The sequence below is a fragment of the Gilvimarinus sp. DA14 genome (genome assembly GCF_024204685.1).
In the GTDB taxonomy this organism is placed as follows: Bacteria; Pseudomonadota; Gammaproteobacteria; order Pseudomonadales; family Cellvibrionaceae; genus Gilvimarinus.
The window spans coordinates 2,354,457-2,374,821 of record NZ_CP100350.1 but is presented as its reverse complement, the minus strand read 5'-3'; the positions used below and the strand labels follow the sequence as shown (position 1 = coordinate 2,374,821).

Below are 20,365 nucleotides of genomic sequence, written 5' to 3'. Positions count from 1 at the left end.
GGTTTTGCTATGCGTGGTCAGTAAATCACCAAACTGTGCGCTGGCGCAGCGCCTTTAGTCATTCCGACTCCTAATTGACCACAGATTACAAACTTTTACCTGGTAAACTATTTCCACTAATAAAAATATAATTTATAACGTGGCTCGCGAGATTGCGGTAAAAATCCCGATTAAAAATTAGAAAAAGCTATTCAAGCTGCCGGTTACTCGCGCTCCAAAATCTGAGAAACCTAAGATTAAGATAATAAACCTGAGGAGATCTCTGTGACTAAACTTAAGTCGCTTGCCCAAGCCATTGATGTTGAACATTTGTTGAAAACCAGTGTTTCGGTGCTGACCCTGAGCGCCCTGATGGCCCCCGTGTGGGCACAGACCGATACCGATGATCAAGACGACCAAGAGCTGGCCCTTGAAGAAGTTGTGGTAATGGGTCAGCGTGCCAGCGTTATCTCGGCGCAAAACATCAAGCGCGACTCGCCTCAATTTGTGGACTCTATTGTCGCTACGGATATCGGTAAGTTGCCGGATATGAATGTCGCCGAGTCGCTGCAGCGTATTTCGGGCGTGCAAATTACCCGCAATATGGGCGAGGGCAGCGGCATTGCCATTCGCGGCCTAACCCAGGTGCGCACCGAACTCAATGGCCGTTCCAGCTTTACTGCCAATGAAGGCCGCAGCCTGAGCTTTGAGGATGTTCCGTCTGAATTGATGGCCGGTGTGGATGTGTACAAAAATCCCTCGGCGAAAATGATTGAGGGCGGCATTGGCGGCACCGTGGATTTACGCACCTTTAAGCCCTTCGACTTTGATGGCCGTAAAATTAGCGCCACCGTGGGCTCCACCTATTACGACCTGATTGACGAGTTCAACCCCAATGTATCCGGCCTGTTTAGCGATCGCTGGGATACCGGCATGGGTGAAATGGGCTTTATGGTAAACCTGTCTTATCAGGAGACGGCGTTCCGCCAGGACACGACCTCCATTGAGCCCTATTGGGAGCGCGACGCGGCCGAGTTTGGTGGCACCGAGGGTGAGAGTGTGTACGTACCCGCCGGCGGCGGTATCAACAGCTCCTTTGGGGATCGCGAGCGTTTGGGGGTGGCCTCGGCGTTCCAGTGGCGTCCCAACGATGATCTGGACATCTACGCCCAGTACATCCGCTCTGATTACACTATGAGCCTGTACGATTATTCCTACTTTGCGTTTCTTCCGGCCGAGGCCAGCGATGGCGGTGATAACCTAGTGCCGTTCGACAACGGCGATTTCTCATTTAATGAGCGCGGTGAAATGCTTACCGGCTCGTTTGCCGGGGTGAATATTGATTCCAACACTGGTTTAAACAAACGCCATTCTATTACCGAAGATTTCGCGGTAGGGTTTGAATGGCAAACCAACGATAATCTCAACCTGAGCGGTGATTTGCAGCATGTGAAAGCCACCACCGAGGGTGAAAACTTCATTCTCAGTGTTAATGCTCAGGCCCCTGTGCTGGATGTGGATGTCACCACCAGCTTTCCGCAAATGGGAGTGCGTCCCTCGGACCCCAGCGATCCCGAATCGGCTGATTTGGCTAATCCTGACAACTACAAGTGGAGCTGGCTAATCCCGCACCACCAAGAAAGTGATGGCAGCCAGACCGCTGCGCGTTTTGATGGCGAATGGGAGTTCCACGACGGCGGGTTTATCAGCTCGCTCTCGGCCGGGGTGCGTTATTCGCACCGCGAGGCTACCACCAAATCCATGGAGTGGACGCCCTGGACCACCATCGATGCGCCCGCCTGGACTTGCACCGACTGGGCTACAGGAGGCCCACTCTACCCAGAGTGTAACCCCGACAACCTGCAGCCTGAAGACTGGAGCAATCAGGCAAATTGGGGCGAGACCTTCCCGCTGGATGATCCGCGCTTTTACAATGACGACGGCAGCGCTAACTGGGCGCAAAACCAGTTCACCGACTTTATGCGCGGTAGTGCCGATGCGTTTGGGGTGACTCTTGCGGCTTCGTCGGACCTGGCTGGGCGTTTCTCGGATGAAACCGTGCGCTTTTTGACTCAGAACCATCCCAACCCCGAATACCGTCTGGACGGAATTCCGGATTATGGTCCACAGCAAATCAACGACCAGGAAGAAGATACTTTAGCCGCCTATGGGATGGTGAGTTTCGCCACCGAACTTTTGAGTATGCCGCTGGACGGTAACTTGGGCGTTCGGGTAGTAGAAACACAAACCACCGCGCGCGGCGCCAACGCCTCGTGCGATGCCGATGGCAACAATTGTGAGTATTACGATTCGCTGTTCGAGAACGAGTACACCAATACCCTGCCAAGCCTGAACCTGCGCTGGTCGCTGCAGGAAAACCTGTACTTGCGCTTTGCCGCTTCAAAGGGCATCAGCCGCCCCGGTTTCGATCAGATGGACCCCAATATTAATCTGAACGTGTCGGTGGATAACGAGTCGGGCACGATCACTGATCGCACTGCCTCCGGTGGCAACCCAGACTTGAAACCCATGGAAGTGGCCCAGGCGGATGTAGCTTTGGAGTGGTATTTTTCTGATGCAGGCATGGCCTACGCCACCGTTTTCTACAAAGATGTGCAAAGCTTTATTGCCAACGGTACGGTGACCCGCGATTTTGAATATCAGAACCCTCTGACCGGCGAAACCGAAACTGGCGCCTTTGATTCGGATATTCCGCTCAACGGTGAAGACGGCAAAATTGAAGGCTTTGAAGTGGGGGTTTCCGGCTTTTTCGACTTCCTGCCCGAGCCCTGGAATGGCCTTGGCGGCCAGGCTAACTACACCTACGTAGACAGTGAAGCGCCCAGCCCTTTCGCCACGGATATTCAGGGCAATGCGCTGCTGGTGCCGTTGGAAGGCCTGTCAGAGAACAGCTACAACCTGGTGGGCATGTACGAATATGGCGACTGGTCGGTGCGTCTGGCCTACAACTGGCGCGACGACTACCTGGTGACTACCGCCGGTACCGGTACCGGTAATCTGCCCATCTACAACGACGCCTATGGTCAGCTGGATGGCTCGATCAACTGGACCTTGAACGACACCTTCACCCTGCAGTTCGATGCCGTGAATATTACCGACTCGCGCAACGACACTTATCAGGGCTCATCGTCTCGCTATCGCGATAGCTATCTGGGCGATCGCCGCTACGGTGTGACACTGCAAGCGGAGTTTTAATAGTTGCTGGCGCCGTTATGGCGGCGTCAGCTCTCTATTACAGTAAGTCTTTACTTAGCATGTGCAGGCATCCGGGTTAGGTTAATGTGCTTAACTTGGATACCTGTACCTTTTAAGGCCTGGCCTCGTGATTTAACACTGGGCCAGGCCGCTTTTCTTTCAGGCGACACCCGAAAAATTCCGTCAATTTGCCACGCTAGCGCTCATCAAAGTAAGAGTTTTGTCCTTCCTTCTCTTCATCGCTTTAGATGACATATCTGATTTTACATAAGAAAATTATTGCGCCTGTAAAATTCATGGTGTATATAATGCGGTGTAAAGTTTAAATAAGAAAATGTTTTTTCCAGTAAAGAATAAGTCTCATTATTAAAATTTAAATCGCCCTGCGTTGACCATTCCTGTGTGCAGGTCGAGTTAGCTAGACACTTAAGATAATAATTAGGAGAGTGCAGTGATTGCCCATACCCAAACCAACCAGAAATTTCGTCGCCCTTTGGCGAAAACCAGTGTATCTGCCATGGTGCTTTGCGCCCTGGGCGTTGTCGGCTCGGCCGTTGCGCAGGAAGACGCTGGCAGCGGCGAAACCACGCTAGAAGAAGTGATTGTAACCGGCCAACGCGCCAGTATTGAGTCGGCGCAAGAGATCAAGCGCGATGCCGAAATGGTGATGGATTCCATTACCGCGGTAGACATTGGCGCGCTCCCAGACCGCTCGGTGGCTGAAGCCCTGCAGCGTGTGCCGGGTGTACAACTGCAACGCACTAATGAAGCCCGCGATCCGGCTCGCTTGGCGGCGGAAGGTGGCGATGTGTTCGTCCGCGGCTTGAACTGGGTGCGCACCGAACTGAACGGGCGCGATATTTTCTCGGCTTCTAACGGTCGTTCGCTGGGTTTTGAGGATGTTTCGGCCGACTTAATGGCCGGGGTAGACGTATACAAAGCGCCGACTGCCGATATGATTGAAGGCGGTATTGGCGGTACGGTAAACCTGCGCACACGCAAGCCGTTCGATTCGGATGACATGGTTGCAGCGGCCTCGGCCGACTACAACTACGCCGAGTTGTACGAAGAGGGTTTCCCGTCGTTTAACGGTTTATTCAGCAACCGCTGGGACACTGGCATTGGTGAGGTGGGTGTATTGGTATCGGCCAGTGTGGCTGAAATTGGTAACCGCACTGACAGCATTCAAACTGGTCGCTACGTGGGCTACGACGCCAATGGCGAAGCCTCCAGCGCCAGCGGTTTACCGGCACAAAACTATCTGCCCAATGGCCTCGGCTTCCGTCGTATTGACTGGGAGCAAGAGCGCGATTCTTACTCCGCCGCCGTGCAGTGGGCGCCCAGCGACAAGCTGGAGATGACCTTACAGGCGATTCGCACCGCAACCTACGCCGAAGATTTAGAGCGTGCGGTGGGTATCAATGCCGATTGGGGCAACGACATCATGCCCTGGAACGGTGACTTTACCTACGATGACGAAGGTTTCTTAACCGGCGGCACGCTCTACAACGCGGGCATCAGTAACAATACTCGTTTTGGTAGCCGCGACGCTGAAACCAGCGATTACTCTTTTAATATTGAGTATGCCCCCACCGAAAACTGGACCATCACAGGTGACCTGCAATACGTAGACTCCACCACCGAAGTGCTGAGCAACGCCCTGTTTACCCAGTTAGCTGGTGAAGAGCGTGGCCCTTCTTCTAACTCCAATGTTCAGGCCGACTTTAGCTTTGGCAGTGACCCCTGGATTGACGTAAGTGCCGACGAGCGCCAAGCGCAACAGGGCGCTTACTGGTGGGGCGCGGCGATGGACCACATTGAAGATAACGAAGCCGACGCTCTGGCGGGCTCGGTCGATGTGGATTACCACTTTACCGACAGCGGCTTTATGCGTAGTGTATCCTTCGGCGCCCGCCGCTCGGATCGCGAAGCCATTACCCGTCAATCCGGCTGGAACTGGTCACTGCTGAATAACCAGTTCTGGGGTGGTGCGCCGACACCTGAAGACATTGTTTATCTTGATCAAGACACTCAGGACGGCACCGAGCTGTACACCTTTGATAACTTCTACGGCGGTGATATTGCATCCCCTACGGTGGGTTGGTTCCCCACTTATGACCTGACGCGCGACCCCAACTACGCCTACGAGCAGTTGGCCGATGTGCAGCGCGCTGGTTGGGGCTGGGTGCCGCTGGATCCGGAAACCGCTTACGATCTGAACCCGCGCGCCGATAACGTCAGTGCCGGTATCAATAACCAAAAAGAACTGACCACAGCCGGGTATTTGATGGCGCGCTTTGGCGACGATGCCGGTGAAATTTTAGGTATTCCTTTTGACGGTAATATCGGTGTCCGTGTCGTGGAAACCGAGCTGACCGCACGTGGACGTTCCGCCGCTGGTGGCGGCGGTGATGCCTGTGCCACAGCGCCGTCTGCAGACTGTGAAGGCGCTCAGGCCTTTGCCGATGCCTATAACGCCGCCTATGGCGACTACGCCGATTACGAACACAGCTACACCAATGTGCTGCCCAGCTTAAACCTGCGCTTTAGCCTAAGTGAAGAGCTGCAAATGCGCTTTGGCCTGTCGCGCGCGATGGTGCGCCCGGGGTTCCATCAAACTCAGCCCTACACCACTCTGGGCTTTGACTTTATGGACAATGCCTTTAACCCCAACACCCCCTACGAGGGTACAGGTACCGGGGGCAACTACCAGCTGGAGCCGACTGTCTCTGATCAGATTGACTTGAGTCTGGAGTACTACTTCGGCAACGCCAACAGCGTCACCCTGGCACTGTTCCACAAAGACATCAAAGACTATATCGCCACCACCAACCAGGTAGAAAGCATCACCTCCGGTGGGCAAACCTACGACTTTGAAGTGACCCGTCAGGTGAACGCCTCTGAAGGTAAATTGCAGGGCGCCGAGTTGGCTTACCAGCAGTTTTTCGACATGCTGCCCAGCCCGTTCGATGGTTTAGGCGTACAGGCTAACTACACCTTTATCGACAACGAAGGTGGTATGAATGAAGCTGTGAACATTTTCGAAACACCTCAGGTGGAAGGTTCTACCGACGAGTCTCTGCCCATCGAAGGTATTTCGGATAACAGCTATAACCTGACGCTGATGTACGAAAAATACGATGTGTCGGCCCGTTTGGCGTACAACTGGCGCGAGCGCTACCTGCTGACGACTTCAGCGGCTAACATCAACCGTCCGGTATGGTTTGATGACTATGGTCAGCTGGATGGCTCGGTGTTCTACACCATCAACGACAATGTGAAGGTTGGCTTGCAGGTGACTAACCTGACCGCCGAGTCCACCAAGCTTGAAGTGGGTGATACCCAAATCGCGGGCGATTACGGCTGGACTCAGGGCGACCGCCGCTTTGCCTTTGTGGTACGTACCCAGTTCTAAACCTCCCCCTCACCCCCGGCCCTTGTGCCGGGGGTGGCATTTTGCTTCACTGGCGTGATCTTACGCTTCGTACATTTCCTATGACTCGCCCAAAAAACAAATTCGTGGTTCTCGGTGGTGGCACCGCTGGTTGGATGGCCGCGGCCGCTTTGGCGCGCTTTTTCGCCCAGCAGCCGGTTGAGGTAAAGCTGATAGAGGCACCGCAATTGGGCTCGGTGGGAGTGGGCGAGGCAACTGTGCCGATTTTGCGTCAGTTTAATCAGTATTTAGGGCTGGATGAGCGCGAGTTTGTGCGCGCCACTCGTGGCAGTTACAAACTGGGCATCGAGTTTCGCGATTGGCTGCGCCCGGGTAGTCGGTACTTTCATGGCTTTGGTGACTTTGGCGCGGCCCATCAAGGGGTTGCGGCCCATCAGCTGTGGCTGCGCGCCAGGGCATTGGGCGACACCGCGCCTTTGGCGGACTACTCGTTTTCCGCGCAGGCGGCACGGCACAACCGTTTTGCACCGCCGCCGGATGACCCGCGTCTTGCCGCTATCGCTGCGTTTGATTACGCCTACCATTTCGACGCCAGCCTTTATGCCGCGCTGCTGCAAAGCTACGCCTGCGCGCGTGCAGTGGAGCATATTGAAGGGCAGGTAGCCGATGTGCAGCTATGTGGTGACAGTGGCGATATTCAATCATTGACGCTTGATAACGGCGAAAGGGTTGAGGCTGATTTTTTTATCGACTGCACCGGCTTTCACGGGCGTTTGTTAAATCGTGCTTTACAGGTGCCCTTTCGGGACTGGAGCCATTGGTTGCCCTGTAACCGCGCTCTGGCCGTTGCCTGCGAGCGACAAGATGAACTCTCCCCCTACACCCGCGCTACAGCACGGCAAGCCGGTTGGCAGTGGCGTATCCCGCTGCAGCACCGGGTAGGTAACGGTCTGGTGTATGCCAGCGACTTTATCAGTGACGATGCTGCAGCCGCGCAACTGCTGCAAAACCTGGAAGGAAAAGCCCTGGGTGAGCCGCGCCCGCTTAAATTTGTCACCGGCCACCGGGAGCACTTCTGGTATAAAAACTGTCTTGCCCTCGGCTTGGCAGCGGGCTTTTTGGAGCCTTTGGAGTCCACCAGTATTCAGCTGATTCAAACCGGATTGCTGCGCTTTTTAGAACTGTTTCCCAGCGGTGGCGATACCGCGCCTATGCAGGCGGAATACAACCGCATTACCCAGGGTGAATATGAGCGCCTGCGGGACTTTTTAATTTTGCATTACTGCACCAGCGAGCGCGATGACAGCGACTTTTGGCGCACTTGCCGGGAACGAAAACTGCCCGACACTCTCGCCCATAAAATAGAGGTCTACCGCGCCTCGGGGCGGGTGCCTATGTATGCCGACGAGTCTTACGCTGAGTCCAGCTGGGTGGCCATTTTTACCGGCCAGGGGGTGGTGCCCGAACATTGCGCCCGCCAAGCGGATGCCATTCCCGCCGCCGAGCTAAAGGCGCTAATGACAAAACGGCGCGAAGCTATTGCCGCCGTGGTGGGGCACATGCCCAGTCACGCCCGTTATCTGCAAGAAACCTCCAAGTAGCTGAGTATATATTTTTATATAAGAAAGCATTTGCTTAAATGAAATCAATGCGCTATAAGTAAAATCAAATATAAAATAAATTTTATTTGTAATATTTCGGTGGTAATTTCCCTTTTCCAGCAATCGTTAGTCGTTTTGAATACTTGTGGTTCCAAATTCTTTATCGGGTTTTAGTGCCAAGGGTACCTGCTCGATAACACCAGTTCTGGCGGTTACCTGCCAGAAGAGCTGAGCGTTTGTAGCTTTGCTTGTGGGGCAATGAATAGCATGCATTGCCTTCTGTACATGAGTTGATGTCTCTACATCGTTATTGATACGGCAACCTGCCTTGGCGGTTGCCGTTTTTTTATCCGTGGTTTTTGTGAGCTTTACATGCGCTTGGCGGATTTACAGGCTCTATTACCGCTATAAGCGTCCATGGGTTATCAACGGCGCCCATATGGCCTAAGCTTTAGCAACAAGTTCACCCGTGCAGGATTCGGCGCAAAGCTTGCTTCCTGTATCAGCAAAAATGGATTAGCCAAAGGGGAAACAACCGTGAGCGATAGCTTTAAATCCAAAAGTACACTCGAAGTAAACGGCCAAACATACCGCTACTACAACCTCAACGCCCTGGCCGGCGATTACAACCTCGAACGTCTGCCCTACTGTTTAAAAATTTTGTTGGAAAACCTGCTGCGCAAAGAAGACGGCAAAAGTGTGAGCGTGGACGATATTCATACACTGTGTCGCTGGAAGGGCTCGGATGAGGCCACCGAGCAGGTTAACTTCACCCCAGCGCGGGTGGTGCTGCAGGATTTTACCGGGGTACCGGCGGTAGTCGATTTGGCGGCCATGCGCGCCGCCATGCGCCAACTGAACAGCGACCCGGCGAAAATTAACCCCTTGGGTGCGGTGGATCTGGTGATCGACCACTCGGTTATGGTGGATTACTACGGCAACCCGGATTCACTGGCTAAAAACACCGAAAAAGAATTTGAGCGCAATAACGAGCGCTACCAATTTTTGCGCTGGGGCCAGCAGGCCTTTTCCAACTTTCGCGTGGTGCCGCCCGGCACCGGTATTGTCCATCAGGTAAACCTGGAGTATCTGGCCAAGGCTGTGCTGGTAGAGGAACACGACGGCGAAAAAGTTGCTTTGCCCGATACCCTGGTAGGTACCGACTCGCACACCACCATGATCAACGGCCTGGGGGTTCTGGGCTGGGGCGTAGGCGGCATTGAAGCCGAGGCCGCCATGCTGGGACAACCCATTACCATGCTGATTCCCGAAGTCGTGGGCTTTGAATTAAAAGGCGAGCTGCCGCCCTCGGCCACCGCCACCGACTTGGTGCTGACCGTGACCCAAATGCTGCGCGAGCGAGGTGTGGTGGGCAAGTTTGTGGAGTTTTACGGCCCGGGCCTGTCTAAGCTGCCCCTGGCCGACCGCGCCACCATTGCCAATATGGCGCCTGAATACGGCGCCACCTGCGGTATCTTCCCCATCGATGACGAAACCCTGAATTACCTGGCTTTAACCGGGCGCGAGCAAGAGCAAATTGATTTGGTCGAAGCCTACGCCAAAGCACAGGGCCTGTGGCGGCATGACGACGATCCCGTGGCCGATTACAGTGACACTCTTCACCTGGATTTGGGCGATGTGGTGCCCAGCTTGGCCGGGCCTAAACGTCCGCAAGATCGTATCGCCCTCACTGACGCCAAAGCCGAGTTTGATGCCCTGCTGGAAAAAGAGCTGCAGGAGCAGCAACAAAAAATTGCCAGTTCGGAAGACGGCCGCTTTACCAGCGAAGGCGGGCAGACCGCCGTGGACAACACCAACCTCCACGAGCGAGGCGCGGTGCCGGTAGAGATGAACGGACAAGAGTTTATGCTGGAGCATGGTGCGGTGGTCATCGCGGCCATTACCTCATGCACCAACACCTCAAATCCTGCCGTGCTGGTGGCCGCCGGTTTGGTGGCGCAAAAAGCGCACGAGCTGGGTTTATCCACCAAGCCGTGGGTGAAAACCTCCTTCGCCCCCGGCTCGCAAGTGGTGCCCGCCTACATGAAAAACGCAGGCCTGCTGGAGCCATTGGCCGAGCTGGGCTTTGATATTGTCGGCTTCGGTTGCACCACCTGTATTGGTAACTCCGGCCCGCTGCCGCCGCCGGTGCAAAACGCTGTGCGCGCGGGTGATCTCCTGGTGGCTGGCGTACTCTCGGGTAACCGCAACTTTGAAGGCCGCATCCACCAGGATGTGCGTGCGAATTATTTGGCCTCGCCGCCATTGGTGCTCGCCTACGCTTTGGCCGGTAATATGAACGTGGATTTACTCAACGACCCGGTCGGCGAAAGCAAAGACGGTAAGCCGGTGTATTTAAAAGACATCTGGCCCAGCCCCAAAGAAGTGGCAGACACGATTACTAGCGCCATGACCGAAGGCATTTACGCCGACAAATACGCCGATGTGTTTAAAGGCACCGAGGCCTGGCAGCAATTGCCCGTGCCAGAAGATGAAATTTACTCCTGGCCCGAATCCACCTATGTGAAAAAACCGCCTTACTTTGATGGCATGACCATGGAACTGCCCGAGGCTAAACCTATTACCGGCGCACGCTGTTTGGTCAAAGTGGGCGACTCCATTACCACCGACCATATTTCTCCGGCCGGTGCTATCAAACCCGATAGCCCAGCGGGGCAATACCTGCGCGAAAAAGGGGTAGAGCCCGAAGACTTCAACAGCTACGGCTCACGCCGGGGCAACGATGAAGTCATGGTGCGCGGCACCTTCGCCAATGTGCGCCTTAAAAACCAAATGGCCCCCGGCACCGAAGGCGGTTGGACAACGTATTTGCCTACCGACGAGCAAATGAGTATTTATGAAGCCTCGCAAAAATATCAGGCCGATAAGGTACCGCTGATTGTATTAGCCGGTAAAGAATACGGTACCGGCTCAAGCCGCGACTGGGCCGCCAAAGGCACTAACTTATTGGGCATTAAAGCGGTTATCGCGCAAAGCTTTGAACGTATTCACCGCTCTAACCTCGTCGGTTTCGGCGTGCTGCCCTTACAGTTTAAAGATGGTGAAAGCGTTGAGTCGTTGGGGCTGGACGGGTCGGAAACCTTCGACTTTGACGCCATTGAAGGCGAGCCCAAAACACTGGGTGTGACCGCACACAAAGACGGCAAAGATATTTCCTTTGAAGTGCGCGTGCGTATTGATACCGCCGTAGAGTGGGACTACTACCGCCACGGCGGTATTTTGCACTACGTACTGCGGCAGTTGGCGGGGTAGCTGATTGGTTTACGGGGTACCGTGAACGTAGAACGGAAAAACATAGGGGCAGCTTTTAGCTGCCCTTTTTTCGGTTAATAGAGAGCGTGAATCCGATCTGATGCCCACTTGCTGGCTTGTACAGCGGCGTCGGCTCTGCTCGAAGTGGGGTTCGGTTTCCAATTAACGGAAAAACCTTTATAGTCAAAGGCTTAACCAAATAGGAAGGTTAAATAATAAGACCGCCGTGGGCGAGATGATGCGCACGCACACTTTGCCTCTCCTTCCCAGGACCAATAAATTGGTTAAATAGTTTATAAGTCAAAAGCCTGCGCATAACTCCTAATGCTTTTTCAAGAAATGATAATGCGCATGCGCGATATACAAATGTTAGGCATTTTAACTAAGCCGAGGATACTTCATGCGAAAAGAGCAAATAATTGTCGCTATTGGTGCTGCAAGTGGAGTTGTTGTAATGGCACTAAGTATTTGGATTCTCACCAACACTTTGCCAATACCAGAAATTACCGGCTCATTTGAGGAGCGTATCGCCTTTGCTTTGCATGCAAATGTTGTTGCTATCATCCCTTTTTTTATCATGCTTATCACTGTAGGTAATTCTCGATTTTTAAGTGAAGCCATAGACCCTACACGAGGAGCGGAAAGTAGCAAGATGATCATTGATGGGAATGTGGCAGAGAATACACTTCAGCAAAATTTTGTTTTTGCTATTGCAACACTTTCATTAAGTACAGTTGTACCTTTAGGTTATCTACAAATTATATGGGCTTGCGTAATAGTTTTTGTGGTGGCTCGATTAATTTTCTGGCTAGGTTACCGCATAAACCCCTTATATCGGGCTCCCGGGATGTCGGCAACAGCGTATATGAATCTTGGTATTATCCTGTATCTTCTCTATTTTCTTGCTACAAAGTAAAAAATATGACAACTAAATACCTAACAAAGAAATCAAAGGCGCCTGCGGCTGGACGCGCTGACGCGCGCTCTTTATTGCGGCGTTGAGGCTGTAGAAAAACTCAGAAAACAAGGCGTTTTTTGCTAAAATTGGGGCTTGCCAAAAGGAGAGCCGGCCATGCCCAACTTCCGAAAATATAACTACGATCAGGACAGTATGGTCGTCATCAACTTTGAGGAGCAGCTGCAACCCAATACGTTTGAATATACCCTTCATCGGTTAATCGAAGAGCATATTGATCTGTCAGCATTCTACAATCACTATAAGAACGAAGAAGGCGGCCGCAGCGCTTACGATCCAGCCATTCTCCTAAAAATTGTGTTATTCGCTTACTCCAAAGGCATCACGTCCAGTCGGGAGATTCAGTGGCAGTGCGAGCATAATATTATCTTTAAGGCTCTGTTCTGCGATTTGGTGCCCCATTTCACCAGCATTGCCAGTTTTATCAGTCGTTACCCAGAGGCTATTGAAGACGTCTTCACTCAAGTCCTGCTGGTTTGTAACGAGCAAGGCTTACTCGGTAATGAGCTGTTTGCCATCGACGGGTGCAAAATGTCCTCTAACGCGGCCAAGGAACACTCCGGCACATTGAAAGAGCTGGAGGAGAGGTCGCAGAAATTGCGCAAGAAAGTCCGCCAATGCCTGAAAGAGCACAAAAAGTTAGACGGGCGCAAGCCTCAGGAGCGAGAGCGAAAACAGCGACTCCAGCAGGCGGCCGATACTCTTGAGAAAGAGTTTGAACGCATCGACAAGTTCCTAAAGACGGCGTCCCCAAGGATGGGGAATGGTAAGCGCCCCAAGGAAGTCAAAAGCAATATCACCGACAACGAGTCGGCCAAAATGACGACCAGCAAGGGCACCATTCAAGGCTACAACGGTGTCGCAACCGTCGACAAAAAGCATCAGATAATTGTGCATGCTCAAGCGTTCGGAGAAGGGCAAGAGCACCACACCCTCAAGCCTGTGCTCCATAGCGTGAAAGAACGCTATGCCCGCACCGGCATCAGTGATGACATTTATAAAGAAAACACGATCATCACCGCCGACACGGGCTTTTCCAATGACGCTAACAATGAATACCTTCGTGAATCCGGCATCAACGCCTATATTCCCGACAACCAATTTCGTCGTCGTGACAAAACCTTTGCCAAGCAAAAAGACAAATACGGGAAGCGGCACAGAGACATTTTAAAAGGCATCAAGAGTGTTATTCCGTCCAGCGAATTCGACTTTAATAAACGACAAAAAACTTGTCATTGTCCCGAAGGCAATGAAATGTGGTTAAGTCACCAAGTTACCCATAAAAAGTAGACACCCTGTATAGTAATATTGACTCTATATGGAGGTGTCCAAAATGGCACGCAAAAAGCACCAGCACTACACCGAAGAGTTTAGCCAAGTTACCCATAAAAAGTAGACACCCTGCAAGGTTTATATTGCCTAAATAGAGGCGTCCTGAACTCTACATAATAAGATTCAGAATTAAACCTAAGAGTTTCGAAAAGAAGCTATTGGTCGTTCAATGTTACCGATAGTTTTAGGCTTGTCATGTTTCTGAAATAGGATTGAGGGTTATGAAGGGATTTTCAGTTATAGTTTTTTATTCGTTCAAGTTTCCAGGTTAAGATTCTATAGTGACACCACCGTGATTATCCATGCTTGTATTTGGATGAATAGTCAATACGCATAGATTTAAAAAAATTCATCCAACCATCAAATATTATTTGGCAGTTATTATAGGCTCTGATCTCGCTCGGCTTTGTCGGTACGTTTTGCGCCAGTAACCGTAGTTTCAGGTATCTGGTGAAATTAGCAAAGATGTTTCTGATAATTAATAAGCTAAGATAATTCCTTCCGGATAATTGAGTTGGATCCACGGGTTAGTCAATTTCTATTGAATTTAGGTCTCTTTCGCGGAGACCCATGATCCCATGTCGAATGTATTAATTTAAGCGTACAGCATTAAAAGGAGGTTAATTATGTCGCAGCATCATGGCACAAAGAAAATGCCTGCCATTCATAAGTATTGTGAGTTTGGCTATGTAGGGAGCGAGGGAGATAGATTTGGCCGGCTGTTTGATCTTCCCCCGCTATTCACACCAATCGATACGCTTAAAGCTTTAGGGAAAAAGAATGGCCCTATGGACGGCGGAAAAAATGCCAATCGAACAGATTCTGTTCCAGTCGGTATGGTGTTTTTTGGTCAGTTTATTGACCACGACATTACTTTGGATGTGGAGACGAGTTTTGATCAAACAGTCGATCTTAATGAGCTGTCCAATGCCCGAACGCCAACCTTAGACCTGGATTGTATATACGGTCAGGGCCCGGAGGCGAGCCCATTTTTGTATTATGGTGCCGGAGAATACGCTGGCGTAAAACTGTTAACTGGGGCGGATGGCACTGCCGCGCCGGATCAAAGTGAAGCGTTAGCCGCTGACGATTTACCCCGAACATCTCACGGTACGGCGATTATCGGTGATCCACGTAACGACGAGAACAGAATAATTTCTCAGTTACAGCTTGCGTTTATTCGTTTTCATAACAAAGTAGTGGATGCAATCCATGCCGACAACAGTGCTTTAGAGGGGGGTGAGCTGTTTGAGCATGCACGTCAGCAGGTTACCTGGCATTACCAGTGGTGCGTGCTTACTGATTTTCTGCCCGCAATGTGTGGAAATGCAGTTGTTTCAGAAATACTCGGGAATGGGCGACAATTTTTCTGTCCTACCAATAGCAGCCCGTTTATTCCCGTAGAGTTTTCCGTCGCCGCTTACCGATTTGGTCACTCAATGGTCCCACAAAAAATACAGGTACAAAAAAATGGATCCTCTTTCGAGCTATTTGGCACTAAGTTGGGGCGTGGGTTTTCCCCGCTTGGTGATAAGGATGCTGTAGTCGATTGGAATGAGTTAGTAAATGCCGATTCGGGCCATGTGGTACAAATGGCTGAAAAAATGGATACTCAGCTCGCGTCGGATTTGCTTGATCTGCCGTTTGTTACCTCTGGGGAGTCTTCATTAGCGACACGAAATTTATTGCGTGGGCAGGGTTTTCAATTGCCTTCTGGTGAGCAGGTGGCAGAAGCTATGGGGCGTGATAAGTCCGAGATAGACCAGGTTTCGCAAAAGGCGGCGAACATCGCCGGAGCAGATATTGACCTCAGCAGCGGCACACCCTTGTGGTTTTACCTGTTGAGCGAAGCTGAGTGTATTGGTCGGGAGTCTAAAGCCGGGCAGTTTGACGCAGCGGAAGGTCTTGGTCCGGTGGGCGCGCGCATAGTCGCTGAAACTATGATTGGCTTAATGGAGCTGGATCCACGTTCATTCATGCACATTAATCGCAACTGGGACCCTGCCGATGGCGTTGGTGTGAGAAGCTTAGGTGAAATTTTAACCTATTAGCCTGGGCTTAAATTTATCAGCTCCAATGTGTAAGGATACAAGCCTAGACGGCCGCAGGGATGCGGTTTATGCGATGTTCTTCTGCGGTTGCGGTTAGAAACTTAGCGCTTAAAGTTGATAAGATGCTCTCTCACTGATACCGCAAGGAAAAACCATGTCTTACTACGTTGGCGCCTACGCCTCCTCGCCCTGTACCTCCGGGTGGAACCCGGAACTGGAAACCAGTTATTACAACCATTTAAAGCAATTGCCCAACGTTAAAGGCCTTGAGCATCCGTTTTTGGGCGAGCATTTACACGCTCACGATGATGGCTGGTTTTTGCAGAACATTGATCCCGACTGGCGTTATATTTTTACTTGCGTGCCCGGCACTATGGGCGCGATAGGAAAAAACCCTGATTTTGGTATTGCCTCTGATGACCCAGCAGGCCGCGAGCAGGCCTTGGCTTTTATGGAAAAAGCTCGCGCCGCGATTGTTAAACTAAACGCCCATGCCGGGCGCCAGGTGGTACAGGCCATTGAAATACAAACTGCACCCAATAAAGCCAAAGCAAGCTCGTCACCGGCTTCGCTTAAAGCGTCGTTAGAAACCATGCTGGGGTGGGATTGGCAGGGTGCGCGAATTGTACTTGAACATTGCGATACGTTTATTGAGGGGCAAACTCCCGCTAAGGGCTTTTTAACTCTTGAAGAAGAAATAAACGTAATTAAAGCGGTTAACGAGCACTGTAACGCGAAGCTAGGCGTCGTGATTAACTGGGGGCGTTCGGTGATTGAAACCCGCTCTACTTCTGGAGCTATTGAACATATTAAAAAAGCGAAACACGCTGGCGTGTTGGCCGGATTAATGTTCTCAGGCGTCTCCGATCAAGAGACCCCCTACGGCGCTTGGGCCGATACTCATATGCCTGCAGCACCGTCGGCGAAAGCCGAGATTGGTGCAGAAGGCTCGTTGATGACCGAAGAGCAAATACACCACTGTATTAAAGTGGCTGATGCCAAGAATCTGCCTATCTTAGGGATTAAATTGGGTATTCGCCCCAAAGACGAAGCCCTGGAAAATCGCGTCGCCTATAATCGCGAAGCTCTGGCAATGCTTGAGCGGGCATAGTTCCAAAGTTATTACACGACCCGGTCGCTTTTAATCCATATTAAAGTCGTTTTAGCCAGGTTGGTATCAGTTTTGATACCAACCTGGTATGACGCAGTGGTTTTAAGCGTTTATCAGGCCGGGGGTTGGCGACTGCCGGAGGCTAGGGTAAGCCCAAGCCTCTGATGTGTTTGTTTCAGGCAGCTCTGCAACGGGGCATTGCTATTGGCCAAAGCACTTTCATGGCGCTTACCAGTGCGTTAGTTACAGTTTAGCAAGAGGCGATTTTCACCCAACAAAGGAATGGTCATGCCAAACGAGCTTAAAGAAACGTTTAAGTCGGGTCTTATTCAGTATGTAACAGATTCCACAGACAGCATGCTGGACAACTTCTTCGGCATCATGCCAAACAGTTATTTCAGCTCTAATGATGAACAAACAATTCTGCAGCATTTGTCGGCGATATTATTGGCGAACATCTCTGGCAGCCAAGAGCGCATTATGTTGGAAAATCATGATGCCAGTCGCCAAACCTATATTCACTTTGGCGGATACCCGGGCTTGCTGGGCGATATTCTGCAGCAGATTCCAGCGCACAAAAGTATCCAGCAGGCTCGCGCTTATACGGCTAACGATAATTCGCTGGTTATTGATGTTTTCGATTTTGGCCAAGCGAAACAGGCCACCCGCCACTCCAGTTCGATGCGGCGCGAAACACTGCTGGCCGAGTTAAAAAGCCCAAACGTTGAATACGACAAAGCCACCCGCGAAACCCTCCGCGACTTTGTCGGTGCAGCCAATCACAATTACCTTGCTCGCTATTCGCTGGCGCAGCTGAGCGAGCATGCACGGCTTGCGCAAAAGGTGCGCAACACCCTGGATAGCGAATCCATAATGACACCCGCAGCCGGGGCAAGCTCTGCTTACCAAATTGCCTACGCCGCGGGCCAGGTGGATTCCACCAATTTATTTACTCGGGTTGCCCGTTTTTGTGGCAAGCACGGTATTGATATACGTGAAAGCTATGTCGAAAACTTTGATTTGAACACACCAGAGCAGCGCACCCTGCTGGTGCTGGAAGTGCTGATAAGCGAGCCTAACGCCGGGCAGATGTCGCAATTTAACGCTGAGATTAATCGCCTCGCCTACCTCGATAAAGAAGTGTTACAGGTCGCTTTTACCCGCCCTGGCTGGTCGCTGTCAGAAGCCGAGGTTTTGGTGGGGCTGTGTCACCTGGCCGATCAAGCGTTGAGCGCCACCACAAGCGGGGAATTTAGCCGCCACACTATGTTGACCGATGTGCTCAACGAGGACGGGATTGCCCAAGCCCTGGCACGGCTTGTACTGGTTCGGTTTGATAGCAAAAGTTCTCACGACTTTACGCGCCTGCATACCGAGCTTGCGGCCACTATCAACGACCAGGTAGCCGATAGCCGTGTCGCGCAACTGTTTAACGCGCTGCTTAATCTGACCCAGCACTTACTTAAAGCTAACCTCTACGCGCCGCGCCGCTATGCACTGGCCTTTAAAGTTAACCCCGAGGTGATGGTGTCGCAACAGCGCCCGCAACAGGCCTTTGGTATTTTTTATGTGTTTGGCAAAGCCTTTGATGGTTTCCATGTGCGCTTTGAAGATGTCGCCCGTGGCGGCGTGCGCATTGTACAGCCGCAGGCCATTGATCAGCATGGCATTGAAGTAAAGCGCCTGTTTGATGAGGCCTACCAACTGGCGAGCGCGCAACAGCTTAAAAACAAAGACATACCCGAAGGGGGTTCTAAGGGCGTCATTCTGGTCAAACCTTCGGCGAATACCATGCGCTGCGGAAAATCGTATGTCGATAGTTTGCTCGATTTGATTTTGGACAACCCCCTTACCCAGGAGCGGCGATGCGATTATTACCCCGCACCCGAGCTTCTCTTTCTAGGCCCGGATGAAAATGTCTCGGATCAATTAATCGAGTGGATTATCCAGCGAGCCGGGCAACGCGGTTACCCCCTGCCCGCCTCGTTTATGAGCTCAAAACCCGGTGCCGGAATTAATCACAAAGCCTATGGCGTGACCAGTGAAGGGGTGAATGTCTTTTTGCAGGTGGGGCTGGAAAACATAGGCATTGATCCGGCAACGCAGCCTTTCACCGTTACCATGACCGGCGGCCCCGATGGTGATGTAGCGGGCAATTTAATCCGCATTCTGTTTCGTGATTATCCCGACACGGCGGCGATTACCGGCATTGCCGACGGCAGCGGCTGCGCGGAAGACCCCGAGGGCCTCGCGCGCGACGAACTGTTACGCTTGGTTGAGCAAAGCCTGACCATTGCCCACTTCGACAGGCAAAAGCTCGGCCCCCGGGGCCGGGTGCTCGGCATTGACGAGCCCGGCGGCATTGAGGCGAGGAACACGCTGCACTGTCGCCTGTCCTCCGACGTGTTTGTGCCCGCCGGGGGGCGGCCCGGCACCATTAACGAAGCCAATGCGCCGCAGTTTATTGACGCCCAGGGCAAGCCTGCGAGCAAATTGATTGTGGAAGGCGCCAACCTGTTTTTAACCCCCAAGGCCCGCGAGTGGCTAACCCGGCAGGGGGTGTTTATCGTCAAAGATAGCTCGGCCAATAAGTGCGGGGTTATTTGCAGTAGTTACGAAATCGCCGCGGGCATGATGTTAAATGAAGCGGCTTTTTTGCAAATAAAAAAAACGTTTGTCGAAGAGGTAAAACAAAAACTGCGCGCTCTGGCTCTGTTAGAGGCAAAAACTTTGTTTCGCGAGTTTTATTTTCAGCCGGACTCCAGCCTCGCCCAACTCAGTATGCAGCTTTCGCAAGAAATCATCGCCCTAACCAATGTGATCGCGGGGCTAATAGACTCCGGCAGGGTGCCCCGCGATGGCGTATGCCGGGCGCTGTTAATGGAATTCTTTCCCCGGTCGCTGTTGCATAAAGCCGGTGACACGGCTTTGGACAAACTACCGGCCAGCTATTTTTCCCGTGCCATGGCCTCAGTGCTGGCCAGTCGTATCGTTTACCACGAGGGAATACGCCACCTGCAAGCGCTGCCCCATGAGCGTTTGGAACAGCACCTGATTCATTATTTGCAACAGGAAGAAGTCACCGCCGATTGGGTGCGAAAAATCGAGCACTCGAACCTGCCCGATAAGTCCGCCCTGATAGAGCTGGTAAAACGCGGCGCCACGGGCACCGGGCTTAAGTGGGGCTGAGTTTCGACGGCTGACTGAATTAAGGATTGTAAAGCGAGTCCTGTGCGTCGTTTTAGGGCATCGCGCGGGGCGAGCTACTGGGGTATCTTTGGCTTTAGGGCACCTCTATTAATCCAGAATTGTCTCTGCGCGAGTCCAAAACGTTCACTCCGCACGGCGCTCTTCGCCGCTAATGGCCGTAGCCCTTAGCAAGAAGAACAACACAGCGGATGGGCGTTTTGGCCGCGCCCTTCGGGGCTTTCA

9 protein-coding genes are annotated in these 20,365 nt (G+C 52.2%); all 9 read left to right on the top strand.

Features of this window, described 5'->3' with window-relative positions; all coding sequences use genetic code 11:
- Nucleotides 1-264 precede the first annotated feature (264 nt).
- Nucleotides 265-3,195, top strand: coding sequence for a TonB-dependent receptor (locus NHM04_RS10400; RefSeq protein WP_254263729.1), 2,931 nt, complete (start codon nt 265-267; stop codon nt 3,193-3,195).
- Between the two features lie 451 nt (nt 3,196-3,646).
- Nucleotides 3,647-6,610, top strand: coding sequence for a TonB-dependent receptor (locus NHM04_RS10395; RefSeq protein WP_254263728.1), 2,964 nt, complete (start codon nt 3,647-3,649; stop codon nt 6,608-6,610).
- 80 nt (nt 6,611-6,690) lie between these two features.
- A complete protein-coding gene (locus NHM04_RS10390; protein WP_254263727.1) occupies nt 6,691-8,190 on the top strand; it encodes a tryptophan halogenase family protein in 1,500 nt (499 codons plus the stop codon).
- Between the two features lie 537 nt (nt 8,191-8,727).
- Complete coding sequence (gene acnA / locus NHM04_RS10385; protein WP_254263726.1) at nt 8,728-11,463, top strand: aconitate hydratase AcnA; 2,736 nt, start codon at nt 8,728-8,730, stop codon at nt 11,461-11,463.
- 400 nt (nt 11,464-11,863) lie between these two features.
- A complete protein-coding gene (locus NHM04_RS10380; protein WP_254263725.1) occupies nt 11,864-12,379 on the top strand; it encodes a hypothetical protein in 516 nt (171 codons plus the stop codon).
- A 156-nt stretch (nt 12,380-12,535) separates the two neighbouring features.
- Nucleotides 12,536-13,729 carry a transposase gene (locus NHM04_RS10375; protein ID WP_254263724.1) on the top strand — a complete coding sequence of 398 codons (1,194 nt, stop codon included), beginning with the start codon at nt 12,536-12,538 and terminating at the stop codon, nt 13,727-13,729.
- 668 nt (nt 13,730-14,397) lie between these two features.
- Nucleotides 14,398-15,822, top strand: coding sequence for a heme peroxidase family protein (locus NHM04_RS10370; RefSeq protein ID WP_254263723.1), 1,425 nt, complete (start codon nt 14,398-14,400; stop codon nt 15,820-15,822).
- Nucleotides 15,823-15,976: 154 nt separating this feature from the next.
- Nucleotides 15,977-16,933, top strand: a complete 957-nt coding sequence (locus NHM04_RS10365; RefSeq protein WP_254263722.1) for a DUF4862 family protein — start codon at nt 15,977-15,979, stop codon at nt 16,931-16,933.
- Nucleotides 16,934-17,221: 288 nt separating this feature from the next.
- A complete protein-coding gene (locus NHM04_RS10360; protein WP_254263721.1) occupies nt 17,222-20,122 on the top strand; it encodes an NAD-glutamate dehydrogenase domain-containing protein in 2,901 nt (966 codons plus the stop codon).
- The last annotated feature ends 243 nt before the right edge of the window (nt 20,123-20,365 follow it).

What these genes read in the sequence shown, in the direction of transcription:
- NHM04_RS10360 (WP_254263721.1), top strand. Translation starts at nt 17,222, where the DNA reads ATGCCAAACGAGCTTAAAGAAACGTTTAAGTCGGGTCTTATTCAGTAT.
- NHM04_RS10380 (WP_254263725.1), top strand. Translation starts at nt 11,864, where the DNA reads ATGCGAAAAGAGCAAATAATTGTCGCTATTGGTGCTGCAAGTGGAGTT.
- NHM04_RS10375 (WP_254263724.1), top strand. Translation starts at nt 12,536, where the DNA reads ATGCCCAACTTCCGAAAATATAACTACGATCAGGACAGTATGGTCGTC.
- NHM04_RS10370 (WP_254263723.1), top strand. Translation starts at nt 14,398, where the DNA reads ATGTCGCAGCATCATGGCACAAAGAAAATGCCTGCCATTCATAAGTAT.
- NHM04_RS10390 (WP_254263727.1), top strand. Translation starts at nt 6,691, where the DNA reads ATGACTCGCCCAAAAAACAAATTCGTGGTTCTCGGTGGTGGCACCGCT.
- NHM04_RS10365 (WP_254263722.1), top strand. Translation starts at nt 15,977, where the DNA reads ATGTCTTACTACGTTGGCGCCTACGCCTCCTCGCCCTGTACCTCCGGG.